Consider the following 13,497-nt stretch of genomic DNA (forward strand, 5'->3'; position numbering starts at 1 on the left):
CATGTGCGAATAGCTCAAAACCCTGTTGATTCTAAATGATGAATCAACAGGGTTTTTTGGCTTTACTCAATCAAATAAAGGCATACATTTTACTTTCTCGATTGTGTATCGATGGTCAAGCTGTAATCTTTTTGCAAGCTGATGTGTACTTTCCTAACTGCACCGACTTTATTAGATTTTAACGTCCAATATTTTGGGTGCCGTTCAGTTACTCAACACTTGAACCTGCTCCAATAGAGACTGCTTTTGTTACGACATTATCTCCCTTACTATTCTTTAAACGAATAGTACCTTCCGTAACAGATGTTGATGGGTTTAAGCGCATAGTGATTATTTTTTGAGCAATGCCCTGGCTATTAGCCGTTAAAGTACCAATATCAAAGTAGCCATAGCTTGTCGGCCAAGTCCCATCTGAATTTTGCACTTGAGAAATCGATGTTCCGCCCGGTAGATAAACTTGAATGCGATAGCCATTAGCAGAAGTTAATGGTGTTAACCCACCAACAGTAACTGTGGCATTAAATGTATCACCATTATTAGGCAATACAGCAGGAACCGCTACAGCATAACTTAATGTAGGTAAAGGCTCTACATCTGAACCATAGGATCCATCTGCAAATGTTGAACGATCATACCATAAATAGCCTGCATTAGGCTGGCGCCAAGGTTCACCTAAAATTTCACTTGAAGTTTGAGGATTCTCTAATGACAATCTAGGCGTTACACTATCCAATGTAATCGATGTTTGTGCAAATGTTGTATAACTTTCATCTTGTACTAGCCAGTCAATAATATTAATTAATAATTCGCCATTATCGTGTGCTATAAAGCCATCGTATGTTCTTTTTACATTTCCAGTTTCTTCATTGCGATATTTAGGTGTGGCATCTTCAACCGGTGAAGAATCCCCAATAAATGCTGTTTTTCCTAATTCCTTTTTACCAATTGCAACATATGGTCCTTCTGCTACACCACCGCCAGCATAGACACCTTGATCCACTGAATTCGACCATTTATTGGCCGATGCTGTTAAACCATTTGGTAAATAGACAATCCCTTTCGCCAGATGAGGATTGGTAATTGCCAGTGTAGAACCTGCATGAATGGAAACTTCTGATACACCTGCTGTAATTCCGAATGACTCACTTGTAGAAACCACTTGATTTGCCACCGTATTATCGATTGCATTGTAACGGAACTCTACCCCAAATTCATCGCTTAACCATGTAGAGCTTTCAACGCCATTTAAGGCATTTGCTTCGGCTGAAGACATGCCTAATGTTGGATTTTGATAAGCACCACGACGCCAGCCATTCATAATTTCATTGGAGTCCCAACGATTTAAATTTCGGTCAGCATTATAATGATCTGCGATAAAGAACACACCACCGCCTAATTCCGCAAATGTAGCAATTGCTTCTTGTTCAGAAGTGGTAAATGGAATTTGGGCCTCTGGAATGACAAAGACATCATAATTGATCAAATCATTTAAAGTTAATGGCGCATCACTACGGAATTCTTCTACTGTATATCCTTCTGCAGTTAATCCATCAGCAAAATCAGAAAAAGCGCCATCAATTACCCAATCAGCTTGACCAGCTGTTTGTCCATGACTATTATCAAATAATACAGAATAACCATTCGCGTGCACAGGCGTAATAATAGGAGCTGGATCTTGTGCATTTTCTGCCGAGCTTGTATTAACAAATATTGAACTAAACATCACTGTACTCAATAGTGCTGAAAACACAAATTTAGATTTCTTCCTCATGATAAATCATCCTCCATTTTTTAATAAACTTCTAGCCCGTTTCCAACTATTCATCGAAACCTAGTTATTACCCCCTAACTAATTTTGCGCGAATTTTGTTGGACATATATTCAACGATTAAAATAAGCAAGATTAGACCTATTAAAATCGAACCAACCTCTGACCATCGATAGGCATTCATCGCAAAGATTAATGGCGCACCTATACCTCCAGCTCCCACTAAACCAAGCACGGTTGCATCTCGTAAATTCATATCAAAACGATAAATCACAATCGATAAAAATGATGCCAAAAGCTGTGGCAATATACCAAATCGAATTTTTTCTAAAGTTGTGCAACCGATTGATTCCATTGATTCCAGAATCGATATATCTAAATCTTCAATGACGTCTACATATAATTTCGATAACATCCCAATACTGACGAGTGACATTGTAAGAACACCCGCAAATGGTCCTGGTCCCGTAACACGAATAAACATTAAGCCATACACAATTGCTGGGATTGTTCGAATCAAAATTAATAAAAAACGAACAACATGTGCAATCGGCTTTGGCACAATATTAGAAGCGGATAAAAACGCAAGTGGAATGGCTAAGATCGAACCAACGACTGTTCCTAAAAATGCAATTGCCATCGTTTCGATTAATAAATAGGGCACACCGCTTGTCGTAACATTCACTAATAAGGACAAATCTGGTTGAACCATACCGACTAAAATATTTTTAGCAATTGTAAAGCCATTTGTTGTCAGTTGCTCCAATTCAATGGCCGATAAAGACCAACCAAAAAGAAGGCATAAAATGAAGATGGTCACTAATTGGGTGACACGGCGATTCGGTTCTAGTTCATATTGTTTTTCAATGACATTCATGCGTAATCTCCTACATTAATTTCTTTCGATGATGTTCACTAATTGTTTCAATTATAAAGACCGTGATGACCAGTAAGAGTAAAATCATGCCGACGTTCGCATAATTTCTCCAACCTAAACTCTCATTTAACAATAGCCCGATTCCACCTGCTCCGACATACCCTAAAATAGAGGCATACCGTACGTTTCCTTCGAAGCAAAATAAAGACGTCGATAAATAATTAGGCAGAATTTGTGGGAAAATTGCATAACGAAATGACTGGATAGTTGTTAAGCCCATTGAATTCATTGCCTCATAAGCATCCATATTGGCATTTTCGATTTGCTCATATAATAATTTTCCGACATAGGCGACTGTAAATAAGAAAATGGCCACGGTACCGGCAACCGTCCCTAATCCAAAAACGAAAGTAGCAACTAATGCGACAATTAAAGTCGGTAGTGTACGCAGTAAACTAAGAAAAAACTTCATTGTTGCTGACAACCACTTCCACTTCGTTATATTACTTGCTGCAAGAATGGCTAAAGGTAATGCACATAGCACACCCATTAAAGAGCCCAAAAGCGACATTTTAATCGTATCTAGTAATGGTTGCCAAATGTGAGGGAAATACGCCCAAGTCGGAGGAACCATCTGTTGTAAAATCACAAAAAATTGTTCGATTCGTTTTATAATCGTTTCAACATTAAAGCCTGTAATTACAGCGGACATATAAGTAAGTACAAGAATCGCTACCACAACGAAAGGCGTAAGAGCACGCTTTTCGGTCACTTCTTTTCCATTTGGGAGTATGATTTTTTTAGTTGGTAACAGCTTGTCGAACATCTACTACGCTACTCCCTTCTTCAACCTGACCATTATAAATTTGCCGAAGTACTGCCTCTGTGACATCCTTTGCCGCTCCATCATATACGATTTCGCCAGCGCGAATGCCAATAACGCGATTAGCATATTCGAGCGCTAATTCCACATGATGAATGTTCATAATAACGGTCATGTTGAGCTCTTTATTGATTCGGCGGAAATCGTCCATTACTTGATGGGCTGTTACTGGGTCTAGTGAAGCTACTGGTTCATCTGCTAATATGATTTTGGGATTTTGTGCTAGCGTACGTGCCAGTGCCACACGTTGTTGCTGCCCACCTGACAGTTGATCTACACGGACATAGGCTTTATCTAAAATTCCTACGCGATCTAATGCCATCAAAGCCTGCTTCTTCTGCTGTTCTGTGAAAATCCCCAACAGTTTTCTCCAAAAGGGCATTTCTGGAACGAAAGACACGAGTACATTTTTGATGACCGAAATCCGTGTGACTAGATTAAAAGATTGAAAGATCATGCCAATATTACGTCGAAATTGACGTACGCTTTTTCCCTTCAACGTATTAATGTCCACCTCATCAACCAATAATGTTCCCCCCGTAATTTCATGCATGCGATTAATACAGCGTAATAGCGTTGATTTCCCTGCCCCTGAAAGCCCAATAATTGCGACATATTCGCCTTGTTGAATTTGCAAGTTTATATTTTTCAATGCTGAATAGCCATTAGGATATTGTTTTTGAACTTGTTTAAATGCAATCATGTCCTTACTCCATTCTTAGAAAAAATGAGAACATTGCTAGAACGTTCTCATTTCACTTGTTATTCGATTGATTATTATTTCGTTTATTTCGAACCTAATTGTTGTACAATTTCTTGTGCTTTACGCTCATTATCATAGTCTGAATCGTTGGCTGCTTGATAACCCTCATGACTATACACAGCGATAACGTCTTTGCCTTCTTCAGACTTTCCAATATTAATAAACGCTTGTTGTAATACTTTTTTCAGCTCATCGTCCATGATTTCTGAGTTTTTACTTACACTAATTGTGTCATTATAAATAGCAGGCATCACACCGATTAAATCTGTTTCTGCCCAAATATCTGCTTTACGATTAAAGTCAGTCATCCAAGCTTCCTCGTAATCACGACGAGCATCGGCAAACGTAACCAGTAAATCTGTTTGCCCAGCAGCTAAACGAGCAAAGGCTGTTCCATATGAATCTGCTTGCACAACTTTGGATAAATCAGTAATCGTTTTTTGATAGTTTTCTTGTAACCATAATGCAGGGTAAATATAGCCTGCTGGTGAAGAAGAAGACATAACATTCCAGTTTGCACTATCTAAATCTTCAAATGTTAATGCTTCACCCTTATTTACTTTCGCTGCAAGTTCTTGACCTTTTTCTGATGGACCTGCAATTAAAATCCCACGATAAGAAATGGCTTGCTCTGCTGTTGCTTCTGTTGGTTCATTTTGATTCCAATCAGCAGGGTTATCTGAATCATTGTTTAATCCTGCACGCGTGGCTGTTAAAATTACTTCTGCTCCATCGTCATAAAGGACATATGTACCTCCTGGAATAAATCCAATATCCGTTGTTCCAGCAGATAATGCTTCGCCCACTGCCTCGTAATTTGTCCCAACTGTAATATCGATTTTAGCAACGTCATAACCTAAACTTGCTAGCTCTGTTTTCAATAAATCTTTTAACGGTTCTGTTGCTGTAATAATTTCTTGTGGATCACGGGATGGCACAAATCCGATCGATAATTTTTCAAGCTTTTTGTTACCTGCATTCTCTTCTGTATCTGGACTATCTGTAGCATTCGTTGCTCCGCTTGCATCCTTATTTTCTGTTGATTCATTTCCACATGCTACGAGTACTACAGCAAGCAGAAAAGTTGTTGCGAACATAAGAAACTTTTTCAAAATGTGTCTCCCCCTCCGATTTTTTTAATGCTCCATAAATATAGCAAAGCATTGTTAAACACATGTGAAAGGTTTATATTATTTTCTAAAATATGTAAATTTACTGTAAATTTCTTTTATTACTTCTTTTTTAGCTGCATAATCATCGTATACTTAAGTCAATGCAAACCATTTGGAGGTCAAGCAATTTTATGGAGACAAAAAAACTGCAATTACTTGTAACAAGTGACATCCATGGCTACCTTATGCCTACTACCTATCGCCGTACATTAGAACCTTTAGGGTTAGGGAAATTAGCAAGCATTATAGAGGCTTTGCGTGGACAAACACCAAGTCTGTTAATTGATAATGGCGATTTAATACAAGGTAGTCCGCTGGCTTCTTATTATCATGCCAATCACTTACATCAACCAAATCCCATTATTGATGTAGCCAATTTCTTAAACTATGATGTTGCAATATTTGGGAATCATGAATTTAATTACGGGCTTCCTTTCTTAAAAAAAGCCGTTACACAATCACAATTCCCTTGGTTAAGTGGCAATATTTATCATCAAGATGGCACAACATTTACGCAACCTTACATTGTCAAAGAATTAGACGGGATACGCATTGCTATCATTGGTATCACAACGCATTTTGTCCCCATATGGGAGGAAGCAAGTCATATAGAGGGCTTAGATTTTCATGATGCCTTTGAAAGTGCAAAAAGGTGGATTACGCATATACGTCATCATGAAAAGGTAGATGTGGTGGTGCTATGTTATCATGGTGGATTTTCACATGACTTATCATCTGGGGAATTACTAGAACCTGATACAGGAGAAAATCAAGGTTATCTCATGTGTAAAGAACTTGATTGCGATATTGTCATCACTGGCCATCAACATCGAGAAATAGCTACAAAAGCCTTCGACAAAACTGTTGTACAGACTGGCACGAAAGGAAATTGCTTAGCTGCAATTACCATTAAACTCGATAGAGAGAATGGACAAATCATCAACATGCACCATGAAGCAGCCTTACATTACGTAAAAGAAGATACACCCGCTTGTGCGCAAGTAACATCACTGGTGGAAGCCATTCATCAACAGACGGAAAACTGGTTAGATGAGCCTCTCGGGGCAATTGAAGGAAACATGTTGTTTGAAGATGCCTTTCATGTACGTGTCTATAAACATCCATATATCGAGTTTATTCAAAATGTACAAATGGTAGTGACCAACACCTCAATCTCATGTACAGCATTATTTCACGATGGACCTGGGGGCCTTCCAAAAGATGTCACGAGAAGGCATATTGTGACAAATTATATTTTTCCCAATACCTTAAAAGTGTTACGAGTAAAGGGGCAAGATATTGTCCAAGCTCTTGAACAAAATGCCAGCTATTTTTCATTGAAGGATGGGGAATTGACGATATCAACAAGCTTTCTTTATCCCAAATCGCAACCCTATAATTATGATATGTGGGAAGGAATCAACTACACCCTAGATATTCGTCGTCCCATTGGCGAAAGAGTAACAGCAGTGACTTTTCAAGGTGAGCCACTACATGTGCAAGCTTGTTATGATGTCGTGATGAATAATTATCGAGCGACTGGTGCTGGGAACTTCCCCTATTTTGCACAATGTCCCATTGTAAAGGATGTGCAAACGGATATGACCGAACTCATTACTCATTATTTTGAAGAGCATCCGACCATTCAAGCAACGCACCACCAAAATTGGAAAATACTATTTTGAAATTAAATTTCCCTGCTAAATAAGCGTTCAACAAGTTCAATATGTAAGTGCAAAACGGAAAATGAGCTTTATAAAGTTTCCTAAAAAGCAATAGAGCACTAGTAAAATGATAAAAAAGGAGAGGAGATTAAATGCAAGTCTCCTCTCCTTTTATGTTAGCTAATTTAAACTCCACTTCGAATCCTATAACATATAGAATGCGTCGGCCAGCATCCCGCGTAATTCAAAACGTATACTAGGAAGTGTTATACTTTGCATTAAACGTAGCTTATGCAAACAAATCCCGTTACTGCACTAGTTGTACATTCAATGACAAAGACCTTTATATAGAAATGCATATTTTTCTATTCACGTTGTTTATAGTCGTTTATGAATACATTATATGCTATCCGCAATCGCCAACTGATCTAGTTCTAACGGCAAGAAAGCATACTCTCCGTCTTGAATGATCTCACCTTTACGGACTGGGATCGGATAGTTAAAAATTGGTCCATCTATTACTGTCGTATGGAACTCTCCACCCTCTCCGCAAGGGTCAATACCACGGGCAACCAGCTCCTTGACGTATTCATGAGTTAACGTTCGCCCTAAATCTTCCTCTCTCATTCCCAATGATAAGTTAACAGTTACAACGATGGTGATAAACCCTAGATTTATGAACTCCTCGACAGCTTCGTGATGGTTCATTTCCCATAAAGGCATCCCCAGCTTTAATCCAACATTCTTCGTAACCTTATCATGCCAACAGCCATGAGCAGGCATATCTAAGTCTCCTGTTACTAACACTTCGGCTCCTTGATTTTTAGCATTTTCTAAAAGACCCATAAATATTTTTTCATAATCTGCCCAACTTGCCGCTGCAGTATAGACAGGCAATCCAAGCGATTTAGCTTGGGCATGTATGAGTTCCGGAGGCATTCCATGGGATCTCGAACTTTTCCCCTGTTCCTCCAGCATAACAATCAGTCCAATCGCTTCTCCAACTCTCACTGCTTTATACAGCGCTAAAACACTATCCTTCCCTCCGCTAAAAGAAGCAATAAATTTACGCCCGCGAGCACTATTTTTCCAATCTATTAATTCTGCCATTCATATCTTCCCCTTTATTGTCATGGCTTTTTTCACGTTTACGTGTTAGCCATTTCATATTTCCTATATGAGATTTCATCACTCTTTTTGTTTGATTTTATCACGACTGGCCTTTTCAGATAGGAAATTATTGAATCACTTTGCAAAAAACTTTCGTTGAACGAGCTACGCTTTCACTACATCTGATTGAAATCACGTGAAATTGCTTAAAATAAGAAAACTTGATATACGAGGGTTTTGACATGTGATTTTAAAGAGACCCAACAACAATTTTTCAATCATTTGTAGGGCATCTGTTTTCTTCTAACTATTCTATGCCAAATAAGCATACGGCTAATATAATTTTTAATGCCGATACTACTGTTAATGCTTGCTCTAAGGATTTGCCTATCCCTTCTTCGGAACATAAAATATCATGATCAATCGTATAAATTGCATAAAATTTTGCCGTACTTCGCTACCCAGCAGAAAATTGTCGATAATCCAAACGGCATAAGGATGGATTATACATATAAACATAACAAAAGGAAGCCATGTCAGTTAAGACATCATCTATTTCTTTTGCAAACTCTACTTCTTTTAAAAGACTAAGAACATTCACTATTTTTTCCTTTTATCGAAAAGTAGCCATAATAGTGTAACAAGCGCTGCAAGCATAACCATTAAGAATCCATAAAGAGGTGTATGTGCTAACGATTGATGGCGAATAATAAAGCCTCCAATATAGGATCCTAAAAATATACCAATGTTGAAAGCAGAAATATTCAATGCGGAGGCCATTGAAATAGCTGATGGTACATACTTTTCAGACAGTATAACCGCATATAGTTGCAATCCAGGGACATTCATGAACATAAATAGCCCCATTATCAATACCATGATTAAGCCGATAATTGGCGATTCGAGAGTAAAGCCAATGCCAAGTAATGCTAAAGCAAGCCCAACAAAAATAAAAAAGATTGAACGAAGCGGATTTTGATTCGCGAAATGGCCGCCTAGTGTATTACCAATAGCAACGCAAATACCATAGACAACTAAAATAATGACAACAGCATGTGGTGAATAGCCCATATATTGCTCTAAAATAGGTGAGACATAAGTGTAGACAACAAAGGCACCACCGTATCCAATTGCGGTAATGAAAAGTATTAATAACATGCGGATATTGCCTAATACTTTACCGATATCACGTATAGAAATTGGATTGCCCTTCGATAATTGGCTAGGTACTAACATAGCATTACTAAGTAAACCGATGATCCCAATGATGACAATAAAGATGAACGACATACGCCAGTCCATTACTTGGCCAATAAATGTACCAAGTGGCACACCTGTTACAGTAGCTAATGTTAAACCTGTAAACATAAAGGCAATAGCACTTGCTCGTTTATTTGGTTCAACTACATCGGCTGCTATGACAGAAGCGATGGACATAAAGACACCATGTGCTAATGCTGAAATAATGCGTCCTATTAACAGAATAGAGAAATTAGGTGCTAGAGCTGCAGTTAAATTACCAACAATAAAAATGGCCATGACGAGCAATAAAACGGTTTTTCGACTGAGGCGAGATGTTAAGGCTGTTAATAATGGAGCCCCAACAGTGACGCCGAGTGCATATATAGAAACTGTTAAGCCAGCTGTGCTTAAAGATATACCAAAGTCATCTGTAATTAATGGTAAAAGCCCAACACTGATAAATTCAGTGGACCCTATACCAAATGCGCTTATTGCAAGTGCTAGCAAAGTTAATTTAGCACTTGGCTTTTTTGATTGTGACATACTACTACTATCTCCTTTGATTTTTTTTAACATGTGTAGTAATATTCATACATACCTAAAAGATACGTAGAGTACTTTAGGTTACTATTGAATATTACGGGGGATTACAATGCAAAAAATTTATAATATTGGTGTTGAAGCTACGCTTGAAGTCATTGGTGGTAAATGGAAACCAGTCATTCTTTGTCATTTAAATCACCATGGTAAAATTCGAACAAATGAGTTTCGACGATTGATTCCAGGAATTTCACAAAAAATGCTCACAAGTCAATTAAGAGAGTTAGAGCAAGATGGATTAATCCTTCGAAAGGTCTTCAATCAAGTACCACCAAAAGTTGAATATTCCTTAACACCCTATGGACAAGGAATGGAACCTATTCTGAACATGCTTTGCACTTGGGGCGAAAAGCACGTTGAAGTATTACAGGATAAAGGCGAAGATATAATTTTAAAACAACGTGATGAAGATATAGCCATGCAGCAAACATCGTAATGAGAGGAGAAAGAGACTGTCCAACACAAGACAGTCTCTTTTCCTTTTAATGCTTATAGAGCAAAGTCGTATTCATCTGGATTTGGTCCCACACGTTGTTCAAGATTCATCGCGTTGATTATAGCCATTTCTTCGTCTGTTAAACTAAAGTCAAAGATATCGGCGTTTTGCATCATGCGTTCTCTACGCACTGATTTTGGAATTGTTATAACTCCATTTTGTACATCCCAGCGCAAAATAACTTGAGAATTTGATTTTCCATATTTTGTTGCGATTTTAGAAATAGTTTCATCTTCAAGAAGTCCACCTTGCATTAAAGGTGCCCATGCTTCAAGTTGAATTTGGTGCTTGTCACAGAATGAACGAAGCTCCACTTGTTGTAAGCGTGGGTGGAATTCCACCTGATTCACAACAGGTTTAATACGAGCAAATGATAATAAGTTTGCCAAATGTGTCGCAGTGAAGTTACATACACCAATTGCTTTGATCTTGCCTTGTTCATATAGATCTTCAAGCGCTTTCCAAGATTCCGCATACTTATCTTTACCTGGCCAATGAATAAGATAAAGATCTAAATAATCTAATCCCATTTTTTGTAAGCTCTCTTCATAGGCAGCAACGGTTTCCTCATAGCTTAATCCGTTATTCCATACTTTTGATGTAATAAACAAATCTTCACGTCGTAAGCCTGTAGATGCTAGTGCTTGTTTAATACCTTCTCCTACACCTGCTTCATTGCCGTAAATAGCCGCCGTATCGATGCTTCGATATCCAACCTCAATAGCATTTTTCACCATCTCTGCTGTAGCATCATTCGCTACTTGAAAGACCCCTAAACCCATACCAGGCATTTGTAGCCCATTATTTAATGTGATTGTATCTTGTAAATGATTAATCATGTTGATTCCTCCAATTATGTGTGTGCTTGATTGCTTTTTCATTATGATGTCCCGACAGCGTAAAAAAAAGTACGCACTTTTTTGTTTCATAGAAACGTCGAGGTAACTTTTGTGAGTTGGCAATGATTAGAGGGATAAAATTTTTTATAATATATTCTTTGATTTTTATAATTACAAGGAAAATAGGGGGAAATGCAATGGGCGAGGACGCTGTTTTTATCAAACACCACAGTCTTATAACACAGAGACTAATTCCGTCTAATGATCAACTAAAAGTAAGACAGCATGATCTTTTGCTGAACATGAATGCTGATCATTCATTCTAGTATCTTCTTTCTTTCACTAGCAAAGAGCTAACTAAATCCTCTCCTATGCTGATTTAGTTGTAAAATGTGTAGCTATGTATGTAATCTTTCCCTACAGTTTTACGTGATAAATAAAAGGCATAGGATTGAAATTCCCATGCCAATTAGTGATTATTTACTTTATTTGAACCCCTCTTAAAAGACACTACGTACTAATCCCCCATCAATTCTCAACGCAGACCCATTAATAGCAGAATTCTCCTAGCTTTTTAAAAAGAAACGGATTTGGAAATATTCAATTTTCCAATCAGTTATTTCTTAGTCTTTAATTTATATATTGACCAAATATTCGTTATATCTTCTTTGAATCCTTTCTGGAACAGAAAGACCTATTTCAGCTAATTTAGCCTGTATAGTTTTATAGAATCTTATGCATTCTTGTTTCCTGTTTTGCTCCATTAAGAATTCTAAAAAGAGAAACATGTATTGGTCGTTGAATTCATCTAGCTCTAGTAGTTTGTGTAAGCAATTATATTTCAGTAAAGAATTACTTGAATTTGCACAAGAAATATATTGTTCAATCAAATGTAAAACATTTTGCTTTAAGCGGAGTCTTATATGATTTGCCCATAAATATTCTTCTTCTACTAAAAAATCATCCTCATAGCAATCAATTAACTGTTGAATGGACTTCTCATTATGCTTTTCTTGTTCTAATAGCTGGTTGAGTTCATCATAATCACTTTTAATTTCTATATTAAGTTGATATTGATTATTGACTAATTGAATTGGATTATGAATGCCATTGTCTTTTAGTAGCTTTCTTAATTGATAAATTGTTGTATGTAAATTACTGGATGCCTTTTCAAAGACTAAGTCCGGCCAAAGTTCCTCTAAAAGAATAGAGTTTAAGATGGGTCTTTTTTGATGAAAAAATAAGTATAAAAATAGTTCACGTGCCTTTCTTGTGCGCCACTTAATCACATTCTGATTTCCATCCAATAAATAAATTACCTGCAATTGTCACACATGCAACTACTGAGGTACTCCAGCTTAAGCAACAGGAGCAAGACATTTTGATTCATAATGTGACACAGCGTTTAGGGCATTTAGTAGAGGAATTATTGTTTTCATCTAACCAGATGACTGGTGAAGTAAGGGTTTCTCCTGTCCATGAAGAACATATGGTTATCCAAGTGAGTGATACAGGCTCTGGCATTCCTGAACAGGATTTAGATCGAATCTTTAATGCCATAGACCTGTACCCGTTGTATCGTCTGTAGTTTTAGTACCTCGATAATATCGCTCAAAGAGGTTATCAAGCTCCTTCTGAGGGATTCCAGGACCTTTATCAGCAATGGTCAGTATAATTTCATTGATCGGCTCTGACTAACCCCACACCCATTTTAGGCACTTTTAAGCTCTTTTAATTTGATCTGATTTTTTCTCAATTCAACGAATTGCAGCGATTGTAACTACATCAATAAGACTTAAAGAGGCTGAGACATAAGTAATTTTTAAAGCAAAATTAAAAATTTCCACATCAGAAAAGCGCGAGAAATCAAAATTGATTTCTCATGCTTTTTGTGGTTTTGACCAGTTTTTCCCTGTCTCTTCTCAGATTAAGGTTAACTTAGATTAGTCCATCACCAAATATATGGTTAATCTCCGGTTTTAAGTGGTAAATTGTTGCTGATGTTATATGACTTAGCTTTCTGGCCAAATTCATAATGAATTGTTAAGGTTTTCGTAAGGTACTGTTTATATCGAGATAATCT

Annotated in this window: 13 protein-coding genes; 3 read left to right on the forward strand and 10 right to left on the reverse strand. The window is 37.4% G+C overall.

Features of this window, described 5'->3' with window-relative positions:
- Positions 1-208: 208 nt before the first annotated feature.
- The 5 genes from C9J31_RS18990 to C9J31_RS19010 all read right to left on the reverse strand — a co-directional run bounded on the left by C9J31_RS18990 (position 209) and on the right by C9J31_RS19010 (position 5,403).
- The gene (locus C9J31_RS18990) at positions 209-1,771 is read right to left on the reverse strand and encodes a motility-associated ABC transporter substrate-binding family protein (protein WP_107949245.1); all 1,563 of its coding nucleotides are present in this window, start codon (positions 1,769-1,771) and stop codon (positions 209-211) included.
- A 67-nt stretch (positions 1,772-1,838) separates the two neighbouring features.
- Positions 1,839-2,645: a phosphonate ABC transporter, permease protein PhnE gene (gene phnE / locus C9J31_RS18995; protein WP_107949247.1), complete on the reverse strand. Its 807-nt coding sequence runs from the start codon at positions 2,643-2,645 to the stop codon at positions 1,839-1,841.
- Positions 2,646-2,655: 10 nt separating this feature from the next.
- A complete protein-coding gene (phnE, locus tag C9J31_RS19000; RefSeq protein ID WP_107949249.1) occupies positions 2,656-3,471 on the reverse strand; it encodes a phosphonate ABC transporter, permease protein PhnE in 816 nt (271 codons plus the stop codon).
- Entirely contained in the window at positions 3,446-4,231 is a 786-nt protein-coding gene (gene phnC / locus C9J31_RS19005; protein ID WP_107949251.1) for a phosphonate ABC transporter ATP-binding protein, read from the reverse strand. Before phnC ends, phnE (C9J31_RS19000) begins: the two co-directional genes overlap by 26 nt.
- An 83-nt stretch (positions 4,232-4,314) precedes the next feature.
- Positions 4,315-5,403, reverse strand: coding sequence for a phosphate/phosphite/phosphonate ABC transporter substrate-binding protein (locus C9J31_RS19010; protein WP_420798410.1), 1,089 nt, complete (start codon positions 5,401-5,403; stop codon positions 4,315-4,317).
- Between the two features lie 191 nt (positions 5,404-5,594).
- On the opposite strand from C9J31_RS19010, the gene C9J31_RS19015 reads away from it, so the two are divergent.
- The gene (locus C9J31_RS19015) at positions 5,595-7,148 is read left to right on the forward strand and encodes a bifunctional metallophosphatase/5'-nucleotidase (protein ID WP_238602041.1); all 1,554 of its coding nucleotides are present in this window, start codon (positions 5,595-5,597) and stop codon (positions 7,146-7,148) included.
- A gap of 378 nt (positions 7,149-7,526) precedes the next feature.
- On the opposite strand, the gene C9J31_RS19020 is transcribed toward C9J31_RS19015, so the two are convergent.
- Together C9J31_RS19020 and C9J31_RS19025 are read right to left on the reverse strand one after the other, a co-directional pair.
- Positions 7,527-8,237: a Dph6-related ATP pyrophosphatase gene (locus tag C9J31_RS19020; protein WP_107949255.1), complete on the reverse strand. Its 711-nt coding sequence runs from the start codon at positions 8,235-8,237 to the stop codon at positions 7,527-7,529.
- Positions 8,238-8,837: 600 nt separating this feature from the next.
- Positions 8,838-10,022 (reverse strand): MFS transporter, encoded by a 1,185-nt coding sequence (locus tag C9J31_RS19025; RefSeq protein WP_107949257.1) that lies wholly within the window; start codon positions 10,020-10,022, stop codon positions 8,838-8,840.
- A gap of 109 nt (positions 10,023-10,131) precedes the next feature.
- Here C9J31_RS19025 and C9J31_RS19030 point away from each other — a divergent pair, with 109 nt between their 5' ends.
- Positions 10,132-10,515 (forward strand): winged helix-turn-helix transcriptional regulator, encoded by a 384-nt coding sequence (locus C9J31_RS19030; protein WP_107924203.1) that lies wholly within the window; start codon positions 10,132-10,134, stop codon positions 10,513-10,515.
- 53 nt (positions 10,516-10,568) lie between these two features.
- Here the strand turns inward: C9J31_RS19030 and C9J31_RS19035 are convergent, their stop codons facing one another.
- A complete protein-coding gene (locus tag C9J31_RS19035) occupies positions 10,569-11,414 on the reverse strand; it encodes an aldo/keto reductase (RefSeq protein WP_107949259.1) in 846 nt (281 codons plus the stop codon).
- Between the two features lie 635 nt (positions 11,415-12,049).
- Positions 12,050-12,703 carry an AfsR/SARP family transcriptional regulator gene (locus tag C9J31_RS19040; RefSeq protein WP_238602040.1) on the reverse strand — a complete coding sequence of 218 codons (654 nt, stop codon included), beginning with the start codon at positions 12,701-12,703 and terminating at the stop codon, positions 12,050-12,052.
- Between the two features lie 92 nt (positions 12,704-12,795).
- Between C9J31_RS19040 and C9J31_RS19045 the strand changes: the two genes are divergently transcribed.
- On the forward strand, positions 12,796-13,002 hold the full coding sequence (locus C9J31_RS19045) for an ATP-binding protein (RefSeq protein WP_238602039.1): 207 nt from the start codon (positions 12,796-12,798) through the stop codon (positions 13,000-13,002).
- Here the strand turns inward: C9J31_RS19045 and C9J31_RS19050 are convergent.
- Positions 12,965-13,099: an ATP-binding protein gene (locus C9J31_RS19050; RefSeq protein WP_211634941.1), complete on the reverse strand. Its 135-nt coding sequence runs from the start codon at positions 13,097-13,099 to the stop codon at positions 12,965-12,967. The two genes, C9J31_RS19045 and C9J31_RS19050, sit on opposite strands and share 38 nt — an antisense overlap.
- Positions 13,100-13,497: the final 398 nt, after the last annotated feature.

The sequence above is a fragment of the Lysinibacillus parviboronicapiens genome (assembly GCF_003049605.2).
In the GTDB taxonomy this organism is placed as follows: Bacteria; Bacillota; Bacilli; order Bacillales_A; family Planococcaceae; genus Lysinibacillus; species Lysinibacillus parviboronicapiens.